Annotated in this window: 14 protein-coding genes; 8 read left to right on the top strand and 6 right to left on the bottom strand. The window is 64.6% G+C overall.

What is annotated here, in order from left to right; all coding sequences use genetic code 11:
• Positions 1-5 precede the first annotated feature (5 nt).
• The 4 genes from AB5Y50_RS06310 to AB5Y50_RS06295 are packed head-to-tail and all read right to left on the bottom strand — an operon-like array spanning position 6 to position 3,561.
• Entirely contained in the window at positions 6-782 is a 777-nt protein-coding gene (locus tag AB5Y50_RS06310; RefSeq protein ID WP_039040132.1) for an ABC transporter permease, read from the bottom strand.
• Positions 775-1,671 (bottom strand): ABC transporter permease subunit, encoded by an 897-nt coding sequence (locus AB5Y50_RS06305; RefSeq protein WP_052815312.1) that lies wholly within the window; start codon positions 1,669-1,671, stop codon positions 775-777. Before AB5Y50_RS06305 ends, AB5Y50_RS06310 begins: the two co-directional genes overlap by 8 nt.
• Complete coding sequence (locus AB5Y50_RS06300) at positions 1,671-2,504, bottom strand: alkaline phosphatase family protein (RefSeq protein WP_319883076.1); 834 nt, start codon at positions 2,502-2,504, stop codon at positions 1,671-1,673. The genes AB5Y50_RS06305 and AB5Y50_RS06300 overlap by 1 nt, the downstream gene beginning before the upstream one ends.
• 10 nt (positions 2,505-2,514) lie before the next feature.
• Entirely contained in the window at positions 2,515-3,561 is a 1,047-nt protein-coding gene (locus AB5Y50_RS06295; protein ID WP_010675915.1) for an ABC transporter substrate-binding protein, read from the bottom strand.
• A gap of 183 nt (positions 3,562-3,744) precedes the next feature.
• Between AB5Y50_RS06295 and AB5Y50_RS06290 the strand changes: the two genes are divergently transcribed.
• Positions 3,745-4,557, top strand: a complete 813-nt coding sequence (locus AB5Y50_RS06290) for a UTRA domain-containing protein (RefSeq protein ID WP_042016482.1) — start codon at positions 3,745-3,747, stop codon at positions 4,555-4,557.
• Positions 4,558-4,603: 46 nt separating this feature from the next.
• Here AB5Y50_RS06290 and AB5Y50_RS06285 read toward each other — a convergent pair whose 3' ends face one another.
• Entirely contained in the window at positions 4,604-5,368 is a 765-nt protein-coding gene (locus tag AB5Y50_RS06285; RefSeq protein WP_010675913.1) for a helix-turn-helix transcriptional regulator, read from the bottom strand.
• Between the two features lie 443 nt (positions 5,369-5,811).
• Positions 5,812-6,726: a LysR family transcriptional regulator gene (locus tag AB5Y50_RS06280; RefSeq protein ID WP_010675912.1), complete on the bottom strand. Its 915-nt coding sequence runs from the start codon at positions 6,724-6,726 to the stop codon at positions 5,812-5,814.
• A gap of 257 nt (positions 6,727-6,983) precedes the next feature.
• Between AB5Y50_RS06280 and AB5Y50_RS06275 the strand changes: the two genes are divergently transcribed.
• The 7 genes from AB5Y50_RS06275 to AB5Y50_RS06245 all read left to right on the top strand — a co-directional run bounded on the left by AB5Y50_RS06275 (position 6,984) and on the right by AB5Y50_RS06245 (position 18,129).
• Positions 6,984-7,316 carry a hypothetical protein gene (locus AB5Y50_RS06275; protein WP_041211883.1) on the top strand — a complete coding sequence of 111 codons (333 nt, stop codon included), beginning with the start codon at positions 6,984-6,986 and terminating at the stop codon, positions 7,314-7,316.
• A gap of 30 nt (positions 7,317-7,346) precedes the next feature.
• On the top strand, positions 7,347-8,033 hold the full coding sequence (locus AB5Y50_RS06270) for a pirin family protein (RefSeq protein ID WP_010675910.1): 687 nt from the start codon (positions 7,347-7,349) through the stop codon (positions 8,031-8,033).
• Between the two features lie 83 nt (positions 8,034-8,116).
• A complete protein-coding gene (locus tag AB5Y50_RS06265; protein WP_010675909.1) occupies positions 8,117-8,509 on the top strand; it encodes a DoxX family protein in 393 nt (130 codons plus the stop codon).
• 233 nt (positions 8,510-8,742) lie between these two features.
• Positions 8,743-12,099: an exodeoxyribonuclease V subunit gamma gene (recC, locus tag AB5Y50_RS06260; protein ID WP_069784607.1), complete on the top strand. Its 3,357-nt coding sequence runs from the start codon at positions 8,743-8,745 to the stop codon at positions 12,097-12,099.
• Positions 12,099-15,713 (top strand): exodeoxyribonuclease V subunit beta, encoded by a 3,615-nt coding sequence (recB, locus tag AB5Y50_RS06255; protein WP_368162470.1) that lies wholly within the window; start codon positions 12,099-12,101, stop codon positions 15,711-15,713. Before recC ends, recB begins: the two co-directional genes overlap by 1 nt.
• Positions 15,714-15,721: 8 nt before the next feature.
• Positions 15,722-17,776 carry an exodeoxyribonuclease V subunit alpha gene (gene recD / locus AB5Y50_RS06250; protein ID WP_368162468.1) on the top strand — a complete coding sequence of 685 codons (2,055 nt, stop codon included), beginning with the start codon at positions 15,722-15,724 and terminating at the stop codon, positions 17,774-17,776.
• 32 nt (positions 17,777-17,808) lie between these two features.
• The gene (locus tag AB5Y50_RS06245) at positions 17,809-18,129 is read left to right on the top strand and encodes a transglycosylase domain-containing protein (RefSeq protein ID WP_368162466.1); all 321 of its coding nucleotides are present in this window, start codon (positions 17,809-17,811) and stop codon (positions 18,127-18,129) included.
• Positions 18,130-18,253: the final 124 nt, after the last annotated feature.

The following is an 18,253-nucleotide window of genomic DNA, read 5'->3' as shown; positions in this document are numbered from 1 at the left end:
TTGATTCACCGATGAAATCTGTTGGCCGCCCAGGTGAGCAGCAGGGTCAGCAGGAAGTAGCTCATCACCAGTGCGCTGGTGAAGTGGCCCGAGGTGGCACGCATGTTGTAGAGGTAGACCTGCAGGGTCTCGTAACGGGTGCCCACCAGCATGTTGGCAAACACGAACTCCCCGAGCAGGAAGGAGAGGGAGAGAAACAGCGCCGCCAGCAGCCCCTTGCGCAGGCAGGGGATCACCACCAGCAGGAAGGCGCGGGCACTGCTCGCCCCCAGCAGGTGAGCGGCATCCATCAGATCCTTCAGCGGCACCCCTTGCAGGCTGTTGGCCAGCGCCCGGTACATGAAGGGGAGCACCACGGTGAACCAGGTGCCGATGAGGATCCACGGCGTGCCGATAATCGGCAGCACGCCGTCAGCGTAGATCTGCAACAGCCCCACCGAAGAGACCACGGGTGGCACCGCGAAGGGGAGCAGGATCAAGAGGTTCATCCAGGGATCCAGCCTGGGGAAGTAGTAGGCCACCACCAGCACGGTGGGCACCAGTACCAGGGTCCCCAGCAGCAGGGTGGCGAAACAGACCAGGAGGCTGCGGCCAAAGGCCGCCAGAAAGCGCGGGTCACCCCAGAGTTTGAGATACCAGTCGAGGGTGAAGCCGTCCGGCAGCAGGGTCGCCCCCCAGCGGGTGGAGATGGAGTAGAGAAAGGTAGCCAGCAGCGGGAGCAACAGGGTGGCGACCAGCGCCCCCAGCACCCATCTGGGCCAGCGCGGCGTCAAATCATGCATGGGATTGCCCCCTGTTCACATAGCTCTTTTTCAGCAGCCACTGGTTGGCGGCCGTCACCACCCCCAGCAGCACCATCAGGATCACCGCCAGCGCCGCCGCGAGATTCGGCTCGAGGAAGATGTCGCCGGAGACCAGACTGGCCACCCTGATGGTCACCAGGTTGAAGTTGCCGGTGGTGAGGGCGTAGGCGGAGGCATAGGCTCCCACCGCGTTGGCAAACAGGATGATCAGGGTGCCGAGCAAGGCGGGCGTCAGCACCGGCAGCGCCACGTGCCACACATACTGCCCCTTGCTCGCGCCGAGCAGGGCGGCGGCCTGGGGCCACTCATCCTGTAGCGCATCGAACGCCGGGTAGAGCAGCAGCAACGCGAGGGGGATCTGGAAATAGGTGTAGATGAGGATAAGGCCCGACCCCGAGTAGAGGTTGAAGCCATCGATGAGGCCCCAGGATTTGAGCAGCAGGGTCACCGCACCGTTGATGCCGAGCACGATGATGAAGGCGAACGCCAGCGGCACGCCGCTGAAGTTGCCGGTCATGGTGACGAAAGCCAGCAGCACCCGCTTGACCCGCTCGCCACAGTGGCGCAGCGCCGCGGCCCCGAGGGTGCCGATGGCGAGCCCCGCCAGGCTGGCGATGCCGGCGATGCGCAACGAGTTGCCGAAGGATTGCAGGTAGAAGGGGGAGCTCAAAATCTCCCGGTAGTGGTCGAGACCCCAGCCATCGGGGGTCTGGACGCTGCCCACCAGTACCCACACCATGGGGGCGAGCTGGAACAGGATCATCAAGAGGACAAAGGGCAGCAGCACCAGGGCCGGCAGCCAGTGGCGGCGCACCCGGCGTGGCTTCACCTGTTGATCCGCGAGGATCTCGGTGGTGGCAGGCATCATCAGTGCACCTCGCGCATAAAGGCCGCCTTGAGCAGCGGGGGGGCTGCCGGCTTGTCGTGGGGAACTCCCAGCAGATCCGCCATCAGGGCGCAGAGCTGGGTCTGGGCGATCGCCACCCCATCCGGCCAGCGCTCGACGAAGGCATCGCCAAAGAGCCAGAGCGGCACGGTGCGCTCCTCGGCCAGGGTGCCGCCATGGCTGAGATCGTTGTTCATGCCGTGATCCGAGGTGATCACCACCTGATACCCCTCTGCCAGCCACTGGGGCAGCAGGTCGGCCAAGAGGCTGTCCATGCGGCGCGCCTGATTGCGGTACTGGCGGGAATGGAGGCCGAACTGGTGGCCCGCATCGTCCACCCCCATGGGGTGGATCAGCAGAAAATCGGGGTCGTACTGGCTGCGCAGCCACTCGCCGTCCATCAGCAGATGGCTGTCGGGGTAGGCGTCATCCCAGTAGAAGCAGCCGTGCTGGATGGGCAGTTGCTCATCGTGAGTAAAGCGATCGCGGGCCGCCAGCCAGGGGCTCTGGTTGTAGAGCTCGCTCACCCAGTGGTAGGCCGCCGCCGCGGTGCGTTTGCCCGAGGCCCGGGCCAGATGGAAGATGGAGTCGTGTTGGCTCAGGCGCGTCACCCCGTTGTGGGTGATGCCGCTCGCCACCGGCGGCACGCCGGTCAGGATGCACTCGTAGAGAGGGCGGGAGAGGGAGGGCAGGGCGGCACTCAGGGTCGTATGCAGGCCGCGCTCTGCCTCCACCATGCCACAGAGGTAGCCCATGCAATGGGCTACCTCTGCTGCCAGGCCATCCACAAGTACCACTATCACCTTGTGTTGCACTGGCCACTCCTTACTGCATGTTGATCATGACGGTTTCCTGCCACTGGCGCGGCAGGGCCTTGGAGCTCTGCTCCCAGGCGGCGTGATCCTGCACCGGCTTGGCATTGGCGTACTGCTCGGCCGGCAGCAGCTTGGCCTTGACGTCATCCGGCAGGGTCACGTTGCTGCGAATGGGGCGGGCGTAGCCACGGGCCAGGTTGATTTGACCTGCATCGGAGAGGATGTATTCCCGCGCCAGCTTGGCGGCGTTGGGGTTCTTGGCCCACTTGTTGATGATGGTGGTGTAGCCGGCGATGACGGAGCCGTCGCTCGGGATCACCACATCAAACTTCTTGGGGTCGATCTGGTCGCGGTAGTTGAGGGCGTTGAAGTCCCACAGCACCCCCACTTCCACTTCGCCCTTCTCGATGTTGGCGATGGTCGGGTCGTTCAGCGACAGACGGCCCTGCTTGGCCAGCTTGCCGAACAGATCCAGGGCGGGTTTCAGATTCTTCTCGCTGCCGCCGGTGGCATAGGCCGCCGCCAGCACGCCGTTGTTGGCCTGGGAGGCGACGCCTACGTCACCCAGGGTCACCTTGTAGTCGCCACCCAGCAGGGATTGCCAGCTGGTGGGGGCGGCCTTGACCAGATCCTTGTTGATCAGGAAGGCGATGGTGCCGGTATAGGCCAGCATCCAGTGGCCATCCGCATCCTTGGCCCAGTTGGGAATGTCGGCCCAGGTGGAGGGCTTGTAGGGCTGGGTGACCCCCTGCTTGACCGCCACCGGGCCGAAGGCGCCGCCCACGTCGCCGATGTCGGCGGTGGCATTGGCCTTCTCGGCGGCGAACTTGGCGATCTCCTGGGCGGAGCTCATGTCGGTATCCTGATGCTTGATGCCGTAGATGCTGCCGAGCTGCTGCCAGGTATCCTTCCAGTTGGCCCAGCTGTCCGGCATGCCGACGCTCTGGAGCTGGCCCTCACCGCGGGCGGCTTTTTCGAGATCCGCGATGTTCTCGGCGGCAAACAGCGGTTGACTGATGGCCACCAGGGCCAGTGCACTTGCGATCACGCTTTTCATCATCCCATCCCTCTGGACTAGGTCAGTTAAGGTTCGAGAGGGATGCTAGAGGGGAAATATGACGGTGGCGGGGCGCTTTGATGGCAGTTTCGTGACAATCGCCCTGTCATGGCGCTGTCATCAGGGGCGGTTACAACTCGGGGTCGACAACCTCTGGTCTACTCCAGTGGTGTGCAAACCCGAATGACCGACAGGGATGTGACAGTGACAGAGCGATTGAGTGAACAGGGGATGACTGATGGCCGCATACCCTCCAAGTGCGAACAGATTTGCCGGACCCTGCGCCGCTATATCGGCAGCGGACACCTGGCGGCGGGGCAGCAGCTGCCCGCCGAACGGGCCCTGAGCGAGCGATTCGCCACCACCCGCATCACCATCAAGGAGGCGCTCTCCAGCCTCGAGGCGGACGGCCTCATCTACCGGGCCGAGCGGCGTGGCTGGTTCGTGGCGCCGCCCCGCCTCACCTACGACCCCGCCATCCACACCCACTTTCACCAGTGGATTGGCGAGCAGCAGCGCACCGCCGAGACCCGGGTGCTGGCCCATGGCAACCAGCTTGCCAGCAGCGAGTTGTGCCGCTGGATGGGTCTGGAACCCTTTACGCCGCTCTACGAAATCCGCCGCCAGCGGCTGATCGACGGTCGCCCCGTGCTCCATGTCAGCCATCACCTGCTGGCGAGCCGCTTCCCCGGCATCGCCAGCGCTCCTCTGGCCAGCTCCCTCACCGAGCTTTACCGGCAGCGCTATGGCATAGGCCAGGGCTGGGCGAGCCTCGAGATCACCCCCTCGGCGGCCCGGGGAGAGATAGCCCGCGCCCTCAACCTGGCCCAGGGGAGCGCCGTGCTGCGCTTGGTGCGGGTCAATCATGACGAGGAGGGGAAGCTGGTGGATTGCGACATCGAGCACTGGCGACCGGACGCCATCCGCATCTGCCTGGATACCCGGGCACTGCAACCGCTCGCCACCGGCGCGCGGCAGGTGCAACTGGCAGAGTAGCGGCGTTCTGGCACTGACATGGCGGATCCCGCAGGATCCACCGAGATCAGTTGTCGATGTTGGGAATCAGATCGTCGAAGCTCTGGTAGCCGCAGTCCGCCAGTTGCAGCGACATGGTGTAGGTCTTGCTGCCCTCCCGCTGGCCGATGGCGGGGCGGTTGAGCTTGAGCTCCTGATGCCAGTACTCCTTCATGCGATCGATCAGCGCCATGGCCTCGCTCTCCCCCAGATGGAGCTGGCACAGGGCCATGTAGTTGTTGGGCCTGTGCATGTTCTCCACCAGATAGTCCCCCAGCACCGACATGGCCTGGCGCGCCTGCTGGCGGGCGAAGCGGCTGTGCTGCTCGAAGCTGATGCGCTCGCTGATGAGGAAATGGTAGCTGTTGTCGATGCCAAGCTGCAGGATGCCGAGTTTCTCCAGCTTGCGCAGATAGAGGTAGCAGGAGGCATCGGTCAGGCCGTACTCCCGCTTGAGATCGATGAGGGTCTTGTCGCGCCAGAAGATGTTGGCGAGAAAGGCATAGAGCCCAGGCTCCTTGTGAAACGCCTCGTCCTGCTCCTGGGTAAAGACGGCCCGGCGGCTCTGGGCATCCTGGGTCCGGTCCAGCAGCTCTTCGAAGGAGAGTCCCACCAGATGGCAGATCTCCAGCAGGGTGTCGAACGGCAGGGAGGGCTTGTTCATCATGCGCTTCACGGTGGCGATGGAAACTCCCATGGCCTCTGCCAGGGTCTGATAGCGGATCCCCTTGTCGGTCAGGGTTTTCTTCAGGGTGTCGAGGATGTGATTGGCCAGTGTCTGGCTGTAGGTCATGCAACTATTCCTTTATCTGCATTTTTAGTCGTGTCAGAAATTGAGTGGTTTGTCTGTATCGGGCTCAAATTTTGACACCTAGAAAAACCAGAGGAGGGTAACCCGGTGATAATGGCGGAAATGGCCTGACCAGTTGTGGTGCAAGGTGGCAGAAAGTGACACTCGGTGGTGCATATCCTTCAACCTTTCAACATTTTGCTGGTGATGCATATTACATCGCACATAATTCAACACGAATCGGATTCAATACCTTCCTGGTTGAGAAAACGATTGTTTGCTTCCAATTTAAGGGTTTTTTTAACCGCAAGGTTTTATTCTTTCCTGGCATTGAGCGGAACTCGCAAGAGGTCCGCTTTTTTTCTTTTCTCCGAATCTGAGCCCGTCGTCAAGAATGGGGCGCAGTTTTGGTACTTCCTGCGCCACCGACCCCGGAAGGCAGTCCTTTATTCCCCCTGACCGGCAAACAGCTTGGGGATCTCCCGCACCAGCCAGCTCTTGGCCTTGCCCATGGTGTCTCTCCGCCAGGCCAGCACGACCTGGATCTGGTGGCGATATTCGGGACTGATCACCTTGAGTCTGCCCGCCTTGATGTCCTCTTCAATCCAGCGCTGCGGCATGGTGCCGATGCCGAGCCCCGCCAGCAGGGCGTCCCGCTTCTCCCCCATGGTGCTGACGGTCAGGCGCGGCTGCTTGTCGAGCAGGCGGTAGGTGAGCACCGGCTTGCGCAGTGCCGTGTCGGCCACCGCGATGGCGCGGTAGCGGCGCAGGGTTTCGTCCGCCAGGGGCTCGGGTTCCTGATGCAGGGGGTGATCGGGGTGGGCGACGTAGAGCATCACCTCCTCCCTGAGCACCTGGTGCTTGATGCCGGTCATGGCGATATCGGCATTGAGAGAGGAGATGAGCAGGTCGGCGCGGCCATCCTCGAGGCACTCCCAACTGCCCGCCAGCACCTCGGCGCGAAACCTCAGCCGGGTATCGGTCTGTTCGGCCAGCCGATCCACCAGGGGGTAGAGAGCCTGTACCGGCATCAAGGCATCGACGGCGATGGTGATGTCGGTCTCCCAGCCACGGGAGAGGGCCCGGGTCTCCCCCACCAGGTGCTCGGCCGCCTCCAGCAGCACCCGGCCCCGCTCCAGCAGCATGCGGCCCGCCGGGGTGAACTTGGTCCTGTGGCCGCTGCGGTCGAACAGCATGGCGTCCAGCTCGTCTTCCAGCTTTTGTACCGTGTAGCTCAGCGCCGAAGGCACCTTGCCCAGCTCGTCGGCCGCCGCCGCGAAGCTGCCACGACGGTCGATGGCGTCCAGCACCCGGATCGCCTCCAGGGTCAGCGCCCGCTCCTTGTTCGATTCCTTGGCCATATCCAACCTTCAATTTTTTTGAATGTGTTTACCAGATTATCTCGCTAACAAGTTAGGGGAAGTCACTTTAATATTCAATCAACGCTTAGGCAGGAACGCCTGGCAGCCAAATAAAAGGTAGTTCCGGGCTGAGACATCCCCAAACACGATGTCTGATGTCAGCAAAAGAACAACATAGTATTTGAATGATCTCTTGCATGGATGCATTGATTCGGGCCCAAGGGGCCTTGGCAATGACATAAAACCCAAGAGAGTGAATGAACATGAAAAACGTAATCAAGATGCTGGCCGTTGCAGGCCTGATGACCGCAGGTGCCGCCCAGGCTTCCGTTCCCGCTGACTTCAATGCCGCCCCGGGCGTGCTGTTCGTCAACTGGAGCGCCACCGCCGCGATGGACGGCAAGGCCAACCCCATGCTGGAGGTGCGCGACGAGTCCGGTGATCTGCTGGCTTCCGTCCACGCCAACCTGATGGGCACCCAGCAGGTCGCCATCCCGAGCCGCACCCAGGGCAAGCTGACGGTGAGCCTGGGCAACGAAAGCAGCAGCTACCGCATCCCCTTCGGTCTGGGTGACGGTCGCCAGCGTTAATGAACCAACTTGGTCAGTGAGGAGCACACCATGATGAAATTGAGAGCCGCAGAAGCACGGGGCAAGGCCAACTTTGGCTGGCTGGATGCCCGTCACAGCTTCTCCTTCGGTCACTATTATGACCCGGAATGGATGGGACACTCTGCCCTGCGGGTCATCAATCAGGATCGGGTGGCGCCGGGTGGCGGTTTCGCGACCCACCCTCACGCCAACATGGAGATCCTCACCTGCGTGCTGCAAGGCACCATAGAGCACAAGGACAGCCTCGGCCACGCCGAGCAGATCCCGGCGGGGGATTTCCAGCTGATGAGCGCAGGGTCCGGTATCCGGCACAGCGAGTACAACCCCTCGCAGACCGAGCCGCTCTCCCTGCTGCAAATCTGGATCGAGCCGAATGAACACGGCACGACCCCGGGTTATCAGCAGAAGAAGATTGAAAACAAGCCCGGGATGACGCTGGTGGCGTCACCGGACGGCGAGGCGGGATCCTTCAGGATCCGCCAGCAGGCCAGAGTGTGGCGTCTGCAGCTCGCAGAAGGGGAGACCCTCGAGTGGGCATTGCAAGGGCGTCATGGTTACCTGCACATGATTTCAGGGGAGCTGACCGGCAACGGTCTGGCTGCCCGACCCGGCGACGGGCTGCTCAGCCGCGACGAGTCGAGCTGGGTGCTCACCGCCTCCAGAGGGAGTGAAGCCCTGCTGTTTGACCTGCCTTGATAGAAAAATCTTGGCGAAATGAATGAGTTAACAATTAGCTTTTACACTGTAAATACCATGATGGTAAGCAAAGGAATATGACGATGGACAAGATGAAAGATGTGGCACTGCTGGTGGGTCGTGTACTGCTGGCGCTGATGTTCGTGATGGCTGGCTGGGGCAAGATCGGCGGTTACGCCGGTACCCAGGGTTACATGGAAGCCATGGGCGTGCCCGGGTTCATGCTGCCCCTGGTGATCCTGCTGGAGCTGGGTGGCGGTCTTGCCATCATGCTGGGCCTGTTTACCCGCAGCCTCTCTGTGCTGCTGGCCGGTTTCACCCTGATGGCCGCCTTCATCTTCCACTATCAGCCTGCCGAGCAGATGCAGATGCTGATGTTCATGAAGAACGTCTCCGTGGCCGGTGGTTTCCTGGCCCTGGCGGCGGCCGGTGCAGGGGCTTTCAGCCTGGATGCCCGCCTCGGCAAGCACTGGTAATACCCTGACGTTTCAAGTTTTCCAACGCCTTTTGGCCGGTGCCCTGCACCGGCTTTTTTGTGCCCGCTTCCCGGGGATGCCATCTGTGTGACGGCGCGCAGTCCGGACGCCACAAGTGCCTTTTGCATCTTATCCCCCGATCCCCGACAATCCCGATTCGCGTGCCGTGACGGGAATGCCAGAGAGTGTCCCCCCCGCGCACCCCCTCTTCATGAAATTGGCGGGAGTCGTCCATGTTTACCCTCTACCACTCCAATCAGCTGGATCTGCTCAAGGAGCTGCTGGTGAGCCGCATCCGGCAGACTCCGCTCTCCCACCCCTTCGATCGGGAGCAGATCCTGGTACAGAGTCCCGGCATGGCCCAGTGGCTCAAGCTGGAGCTGGCCAAGGCGTTCGGCATCGCCGCCAACATCGACTTTCCCCTGCCCGCGAGTTTCATCTGGGAGATGTTTACCCGGGTGCTGGCGGACGTGCCGCGCCAGAGCCCCTACAACAAGGGGGCCATGAGCTGGCACCTGATGACCATTCTGCCCACTCTGCTCGGCAGACCCGCCTTTGCGCCCCTCGCGGCCTATCTGGGGGGCAGTGACGGGGCGGCGCCGGAGCAGGTGCGGCTCTGGCAGCTCTGCCAGAAGGTGGCGGATCTGTTCGACCAGTATCTGGTCTACCGGCCGGACTGGATCGCCCGCTGGGAAGAGGGGGAAGGATTGAGCCAGGAGCTGGCCGGAGTGAGCGGTCAGGATTGGCAGCCCGAGCTCTGGCGCGAGCTGGTGGCCCGCACCCTGGCCCTCAGCCCCAGCGGCTACCACCGCGCCAACCTCTACGAGGCCTTCATCCACGAGCTGGAGCACACCCGGGATCTGCCGGGCAGGCTGCCGCAACGGGTCTTCGTGTTCGGCATCTCGGCCCTGCCGCCCCGCTATGTGGAGGCCCTGCTGGCCCTCGGCAGCCGCCCCGAGGTGGAGGTACACCTGTTTGTGACCAACCCCTGTCGCTACTACTGGGGGGATTTGCTCGATCGCAAGACCCTGGCGCGCCTCGAAAACAAGCTCAAGCCCGGCACGGATCTCGAGACCCTGCAGGGCCCCGCCAACCCGTTGCTCGCCTCCATGGGCAAGCTGGGGCGCGACTACCTGCACCAGCTGATGGAGCTGGAGGTGCCGCAGATCGAGGCCTTCGTCGACATCGAGGATTGCGACGATGAGGGCAAGGTCACCTTGCTGCGGGCCATCCAGAAAGACGTGCTGGAGCTGGCGGAACGGGGGGCCGGCGAGTTCAGTCTCGATGCAAGCCACCACAAGAGCCCTGTCAGCCTGGATGACGGCACTTTGCAGATCCACGCCTGCCACGGCCCCATGCGGGAGCTCGAGGTGCTGCATGACCGGCTGCTGGCCCTGTTCGAGCAGGATCCCACCCTCACCCCCAAAGACGTGGTGGTGATGATGCCGGACGTCAACAGCTACGGCCCCTACATCCAGGCCGTCTTTGGCAAGGAGGGCGGCAAGGGGCGGGGCGGGGCCCGCGGCCAGATCCCCTTTGCGATCTCCGATCGGGCGGCGAGCCAGGAGAGCCCGCTGCTGCAAAGTTTCCTCGCCCTGCTCAGGCTGCCGAACGCCCGCTTCGGGGCGGGGGAGCTGCTCGCCATCCTGGAGGTGCCCGCCGTGCTGCGCCGCTTCGAGCTGGACGACGACGAGTTCAACGTGCTGCGACGCTGGGTGCAGGAGACCGGCATCCGCTGGGGGCTGGATGACGACTATCCCGAGCGCTTCGCGCTGCCGCGTCTGTCCGGCAACAGTTGGCTGTTCGGCCTGAGGCGCATGCTGCTGGGCTTTGCCATGGGGGACGGGGAGCCGGTGGCGGGGATCCTGCCCTATGCGGACATCGAGGGGCAGCAGGGGCTGATCCTCGGCAAGCTCGCCTGGTTCGTCGACTCCCTGGCGGAGTTTCTGCCCCGGCTGCAACAGGCGCAGCCGCTGGCCGAATGGCACGCCTGCCTGCTGGCGCTGCTGGAGCGCTTCTACCTCGCCGACGAGGATGAAGAGCGCCAGCTCCAGCTCATTCGCAGCCAGCTCACCGACTGGCAGGCCCAGCTCGGCGAGGCCCGCTTCGAGCAGGCCATCAGTGCCGACCTGTTGCAGGACTACCTCGGCAGCGTGCTGGGGGAGTCCCGCTCCAGCCAGCGCTTCCTCGCCGGTCAGGTCAACTTCTGCACCCTGATGCCGATGCGCTCCATTCCCTTCCGCCAGGTCTGCCTGCTCGGCATGAACGACGGCGTCTACCCGCGCACCCTGCCCCCCATGGGCTTCGATCTGATGGCGGTGGCCTCGCGGCGCGGGGACCGATCCCGTCGGGATGACGACCGCTACCTCTTCCTCGAGGCGCTCCTCAGTGCCCAGCAGGGGCTCTACATCAGCTATCAGGGGTTCAGCGCCCAGGACAACAGCGAGAAGGTACCCTCCGTGTTGCTGGCGGAGCTCATCGACTACGTGCGCCAGGGCTTCGTGCTGGCGGGGGATGAAGATCTCGACGACGACACCTCGGGCCAGCGGCTGCTCGAACACCTGATCGTGGCGCACCCCCTCACCCCCTACAGCCCGGCCTACTTTTACCCCGAACCCGGCTCCGGTCTCTTCACCTATGCCGCCGACTGGCTGCCGGCCCTGAGCCCCGAGCGGGGTGCCGCCAACTTCCAGAGCGGCGATCTGCCCCTGCCCGCGGAGTGGGGCAGGGAGCAGGGGCTGGAGCTGGCGGAGCTGCTGCGCTTCTATCGCCAGCCCGCCAGGTACTTCCTCAACCGCCGCCTCAAGGTGTGGTTCGAGCTGGAGGAGGCGACCATCGAAGACAGCGAGCCCTTCGAGCTGGACGGCCTGCAGCACTATCAGCTCAAGGCGCTGCTGCTGGATGCCCATCTGACCGAAGGGGAGAGCGAGGCCCGTCGCCACCGGCTGCAACTCTCCGGCCAGCTGCCGCAAGGGTGGTTCGGCAGCCTGCTGCTGGAGGAGATCGACGGCGAGATGGGCAAGCTGGCGGCGCGGCTGCGCCCCTGGACGGGGGACAAACAGGCGGTGGAGATCGATATCGCCCTGGCCCAGGGGCAGCTTCAGGGCTGGATAGACACCCAGAAGGGACGAGCGCTGGTGGTCAAACCCGGCAGCTTCAACGGCAAGGATCTGCTGCTGGCCTGGATCCAGCACCTTTGCCTCTCATTGAGCAGCGCCCCCGGCGACACCCTGCTGTTCGATGCCAAACAGAGTCTGCGGCTGCCAAGGCTTGCGGCGGACGAGGCGCGGCCCAGGTTGGCGGCCCTGGTGGCCCTCTGGACCCAGGGGATGAAGCGGCCGCTGCCCTTCTTCCCGAGCACCGCCTGGGAGTGGCTCAAGGGGATCGAGAAGGATCCGGCAAAGCCGGAGGAGGCCGACAAGGCGGCACTTGCCCGCTTCAACGGCGGCTACATGGTGACGGGAGAGGGGCAGGACGTCTATGTCGCCCGCTGCTTCCCGGAACTCGATGACGAGGTGCTGGCCCAGTTGCAGGGGCTGGCCCGTGAACACCTGACCCCGCTCCATCAGGCGCTGGAGGAGTTGCAATAATGGCTAACCCGCTCATTCCCCTGCGTTTCCCCCTCTATGGCGAGCGGCTGATCGAGGCCTCCGCCGGGACCGGCAAGACCTATACCATCGCGGGCCTCTACCTGCGCCTCTTGCTGGGCCACGGCCCGGTTATCGAACAAGCAGGCGAAGAGGGGGGAGACGCCGGTCAGCCCTGTGCCCACGAGCGGCCCCTGTCGGTGACCGAGATCCTGGTGGTGACCTTTACCGAGGCGGCCACCGCCGAACTGAGGGGGCGGATCCGCGCCCGCATCCACGAGGCGCGCCTCGCCTTTATGCGCGGTCACAGCACGGATACCCTGCTGGCCCAACTGCTGGCGGAGGTGGAGGATCACGACCTGGCGGCCCGTCGCCTGCTGGCCGCCGAGCGGCAGATGGACGAGGCGGCGGTCTTCACCATCCACGGCTTCTGCCAGCGGATGCTCAGGCAGAACGCCTTCGAGTCGGGCGCCCTCTTTGAAACCGAATTTTTGACCGACGACAGCCGGCTCCGGCTGCAGGCGGTGAGTGACTACTGGCGCGCCGAGTTCTATCCGGTGGATCAGCCCCTGGCCCGGGCGGTGCGAAGGCTCTGGCCGAGCCCCGCCGCCCTGCTGCGGGAGATGGGGAGCTGGCTCGACAACGACGAGCTGGAGATCCGCCCGGTGGCGGGGGACGAGACCCTGGCGGCGCGGCACAGCGTCGCCATGGCCCGCATCGGGGCGGTGAAAGCCGGGTGGCTGGCGCAGACGGACGAGATCCGCCGCCAGACCGAGGGGCAGATCAGCCGTTACACCGGCAAGAACTACGAGGGCTGGCTTGCCAAGATTGGCGACTGGGCGCAGGACGAGACCAGCGGCTACGTCCTCCCCAAGGAGCTGGAGCGCTTCGGCCAGCAGGCGCTGGAGGAGAGCCTCAAGAAGGGGGGAACGGTGCCCACCCTGCCGCTCTTTGGCGAGATAGACGCCCTGCTGGCGAGCCGACCCGGCATCCGGGATCTCGTCTTGCAGCGGGCGGCCAGGGTGGTGCGCAGCCGGATGCAGGAGAGCAAGCGGCAGGCCCATCAGCTCTCCTTCGACGATCTTCTGCGGGATCTCGACGGGGCGCTCGGCTCGGGCCTGGGGAAGCGGCTGTGCGAGCGCATCCGCGCCACCTACCGGGTCGCCATGATCGATGAATTCCAGGATACCGACCCCCAGCAGTACCGCATCTTCCATCGCCTTTACGGCGGTCACCAGGACACGGCGCTCCTGATGATCGGCGACCCCAAGCAGGCCATCTACGGCTTTCGTGGCGCAGACATCTTCACCTACATCCAGGCGCGGCGAAATGTGAGCGCCCACTACACCCTGGGGCGCAACTGGCGCTCAAGCCGCGCCCTGGTGGCGGCGGTCAACGGCCTGTTCGAGCGGGCGAAGGAGCCCTTCATCTACGAGGCGGACATCCCCTTCCTGCCGGTGGAGGCGCAGGGCAAGAGCCGGGCATTGCTGATCGAGGGGCAGACCGCCCCCGTGCTGCACTGCTGGCAGCTCACCGGTCAGCCCACCTTCAACAAGGGGGAGTACCAGAGCAGGATGGCCCGCGCCACGGCGGCGGAGATCCATCGCCTGCTCACGCTGGCCCGGGAGGGCAAGGCGATGCTCGGCAGCGAGCCGGTCAGGGCCGGGGATATCGCCGTGCTGGTGCGCACCGGCGCCGAGGGCAAGCTGGTGCAGCAGGAGCTGGCGCGCCTTGCCATCGCCTCCGTCTATCTGTCGAACCGCGAGAGCGTGCTGGCCCAGGTGGAGGCGCGGGAGATCCTGCTGATCCTGCACGCCTGCCAGAACCCGAGCGATGAGCGAAGCCTTAGGGCGGCGCTCGCCACCGGCCTGTTCGATCTCGATGCCAGGGCTCTGGACGCGCTGGCCTCGGACGAGCGGGCCTGGGAGAGCGCGGTGCAGGAGTTCATGGGATACCGCGCGGTCTGGCATCGCCACGGTGTGCTGGCCATGCTGCGGGCCCTGATGCACGGGCGCAACCTCGCCGCTTCCCTGCTGGCGAGCCCCTACGGGGAGCGGCGGCTGACCAACTTCCTCCATCTCGGCGAGCTGCTGCAACAGGCGAGCGGCGAGCTGGACGGGGAGTACGCCCTGCTGCGCTGGCTCGGGGAGGCGGTGAGCCAGCCCAACGGCCAGGACGGGGAGCAGATACTTCGCCTGGAGTCCGAGCGCAAGCTGGTGCAGATCGTCACCATCCACAAATCCAAGGGGCTGGAGTACCCGCTGGTCTTCCTGCCGTTCATTTGCAGCCACCGCGCCGCCGACACCCCCCTGTTCCACGAAACGGGGGAGGCGGGCAATCGCACCGTGCTCGATCTCACCGGTGCCGAGGAGTCCCTGGCCGAGGCCGACAAGGAGCGCCTCGCCGAAGACTTGCGCCTGCTCTACGTGGCCCTGACCCGGGGGGTCTATGCCACCTGGCTCGGGCTGGCGCCGGTGCGCTCCGGGGCGGGCAAGTCGGAGAAGACCGACCTGCACCGTACCGCCATCGGCTACCTGCTGCAAAAGGGGGAGGAGGGGGACGCCGGGACACTGGCGACCGCCCTCACCGACCTGGCCCAGGCCCTGCCAGGGGTGGCCGTCGGTGAGCCCTCGCTCACCCGCCCGGCCCCGCTGCCCGCCGAAGCGGAGACGCCGGGGGAGCCCACCGTGCGCACGTTCCAGGGGCAGCTTGAGCGGGACTGGTGGATCAGCTCCTACTCCGGGCTCGCGGCCCAGGGCAACGGCCACGGCAAGGGGGTGCTGGCCAACCCCGGCTTCGACGACGAGGTGGCCACCGAGGCCGCCGTCACCGTGCAGGAAGAGGAGGCGCCCGCCCCTTCCATCTTCACCTTCCCCAAGGGGGCGCGTCCCGGCACCCTGCTCCACAGCCTGTTCGAGACCATCGACTTCGAGCACGCGGGGGGCGAGTCGCTGGCACAGCACATCGCCGCCCTGCTGACCCAGGAGGGGTTCGACGAAGGCTGGGCCCCCGTGCTGCAACAGCAGGTGGAGGCGGTGCTGGATACCTCCCTTGAGACCGGCCTTGGGGATCCGGTGCGGCTGCGGGATCTGGCCCCCGAGCGCAAACAGGTGGAGCTGGAGTTCTTCCTGCCCATGGGGCGGGTGACGGCACCGGCGCTGACCGCGCTCTGCCAGCAGCACGACCCCCTGTCGCGGGGCGGCAAGCCGCTCGGTTTTGCCACCGTGCAGGGGATGCTCAAGGGCTTCATCGACCTGGTGTTCGAGTGGCAGGGGCGCTGGTATCTGCTCGACTACAAATCGAACCACCTTGGCATGAGCCCCGCCGATTACGGCCGCCCGGCCCTGGAGCGGGCCATGCGCGAGCATCGCTACGATCTGCAATACCAGCTCTATTCGCTGGCCCTGCATCGGCTGCTCGCCTTGCGGCTGCCGGGCTACGATTTCGACCGGCATTTTGGCGGGGTCTTCTATCTCTTCCTGCGCGGCATGCCCCAGGGGGGCATTTTCCATGCCAGGCCCAGCCGGGAACTGGTGCTGGGGCTGGACGAGTTGTTTAGTAAAGGTGTGACATCTGACGATCATCGTTTAGAAAAATCGAACAAGGTAGAGGCATGAGGGGCGAGATGAAGGGCGAAACCATGATAGAGCGGCTGAAAGCCTTGGCGCTGGCGGGGCGCATCCGCCAGCTTGACCTGCAATTTGCCAGGCTGGTGGCTGACCTTGGCGGCAGCCCCGAGCTGGTGCTGGGGGCCGCGCTCGCCTGCCATGAGCTGGGGCGCGGCCATGTCTGCCTGCCGCTGGCGATGCTCGCTCAGGGCAGTGACGGGCAGGGATCCTCGCGCCCCTTCGGGCTGGATCCGGATCAGAGCCGGGATCTGCTGGCGGATCTCGCGGATCCTGCAAGCTGGCCCGCCCTCTTTGCGGCCAGCCCCCTGGTGGGGAGCGAACAGGAGGAGGGGGAGACCCCCCGCTGGCCCCTGCGACTCTGGGGGGATCGCCTCTACCTCACCCGCTACCACGACTTTGAGCTGGGGGTGGCCCGCCACCTTAGCGCCTTGAGTGAACGGGCCGAATGGCCGGAGATTGCCCCGGCCCTGTCACGCCTCTTTGCCCGCGACTACGGCCTGGTGTTCGGGGCCCTGCTCAAGGCCCGCCTCGCACCGGATTTCTCCGTCCGCCACTTTGTGGAGAAGTACCTGGATCTGGTCTTCCCCCATGAGGTGGAGTGGCCCGCCGTGGAGACCCTGCTAAAAAGCGCCCAGGCGGCCAGCGAGCTGGAGCGGCTGGATACCCTGGTGCCCGAGGCGCTCTGCTGCAACGGCCAGAAGCTGGCGGCGGCCATGGCGGCGGCGCGCCCCTTCGCGGTCATCTCCGGCGGCCCCGGCACCGGCAAGACCACTACGGTGGCCAAGCTCCTCGCCATCCTGGTGGAGACCGGCCTGCAAGGGGGCAAGGCCCCGGCGATCCGGCTGGTGGCCCCCACCGGCAAGGCGGCGGCGCGTCTGACCGAGAGTATCGGCGCTGCCCTGCAGGCCCTGGATCTGCCCCCCGAGTGGGTGGAGGCCATCCCCACGGAGGCGGGTACCTTGCACCGGCTGCTCGGGGTGATCCCCGGGCGCAGCCAGTTCCGCCATCACAGAGGCAACCCGCTGCACCTGGACTTGCTGGTGGTGGACGAGGCCTCCATGGTGGACCTGCCCATGATGGCGCGCCTGCTGGATGCACTGCCCCGCCACGCCCGCCTCATCCTGCTCGGCGACAAGGATCAGCTCGCCTCGGTGGAGGCGGGGGCCGTGCTCGGGGATATCTGCAGCTTTATCGAACAGGGCATCAGCCCCGCGCAGGCGGATTGGCTCTCCCGCCAGACCGGCTATCGCCTGCAAGGCACGCCGGCGGGGGCCAGCGTGCGCGACAGCCTCTGTTTGCTCTCCAAGAGCTGGCGCTTTGACCAGCATTCGGGCATCGGCCAGTTGGCGCGGGCCTGCAACAGCGGCGACGGGGCGGCGGTGGAGGCGGTCTGGGGCGCAGGATTTGGCGACATCCGCCTGCACCCCTGGGCGGGGGAGGCTTACAACGCCCTGATTGCCGAGGGCGTGGCCGGTTATGGCAGCTACCTCAAGGCGGCCCGGGCCGGCGAGGATCCGGCGGCGGTGTTCAAGGCGTTCAACGGCTTCCAGATCCTCTGCGCCCTGCGGGACGGCCCCTTCGGGGTGACGGGGCTCAACGAGCGGCTCGAACTGGCCCTCGCCAAGGCAGGGCTGATCGCCCGCGACGGCGACTGGTATGCGGGCCGCCCGGTGATGGTGGTGCGCAACGACCACGGGGTCGGCCTCTACAACGGCGACATGGGGCTCTGTCTGCCCGATGACACCGGCCGCCTCAAGGTGTGGTTCGAGCAGCCGGACGGCACCCTGCGGGCGCTTTTGCCAAGCCGCTTGCCCCCCCACGAGACCGTCTACGCCATGACCATTCACAAATCCCAGGGCTCGGAGTTTGCCCATACCGTGCTGGTGCTGCCCGACAGCCCCAGCCCGCTGCTGACCCGCGAGCTGGTCTATACCGGCATCACCCGCGCCAAGGCGCGCCTCGATCTCTACGGCGATCGCGCCCTGCTGGCACAGGCGGTTCGGAAAAAGACCGAGCGTTATTCCGGATTGGCGGAGAGGTTGTTAGATTGAACATGAAATATATATTTTCGAAAGAGTGGAAGTTGATAGAGAAAGCAATGGCGGATGAATGCTGTCTCGAACTCCCTCGTTTGCTAAAAAATACGCTGGTGGTAGGAGAGGATCATCGTTTTTGGAATCATTCTGGAGTTGATTATTTTTCTTTATTAAGAGCCATCGTTAAAACTGGTTTTTTTAAAAATAGAGAGGGTGGCTCTACAATTGCGATGCAATTAGTTAGAGTTATTACATCTAAGGAAGGTGCGAATAAGCGGGGAAATTCTTCTCGGCTGACTCAGTCATTTCATTTCTTCATGTTTGAGCCGATTTTTTCTCCCGTAAATGCCTTGAATCAGCCTATTTAGACCGTTTCTTCGCCATTTAAGGCGTTATCCCCAGTTTTTAGTGAGATCTCTCCCACTGACGTATCATTTGGTCCGCCCGAAACAGGTTGGCCAGCGTGAATAACATCGCCAGTTGGTTATCGTT

The sequence above is a fragment of the Aeromonas sp. s6 genome, assembly GCF_040907815.1.
Lineage (GTDB): Bacteria > Pseudomonadota > Gammaproteobacteria > Enterobacterales > Aeromonadaceae > Aeromonas > Aeromonas caviae.
This window is presented reverse-complemented; position numbering and strand designations above follow the sequence as displayed.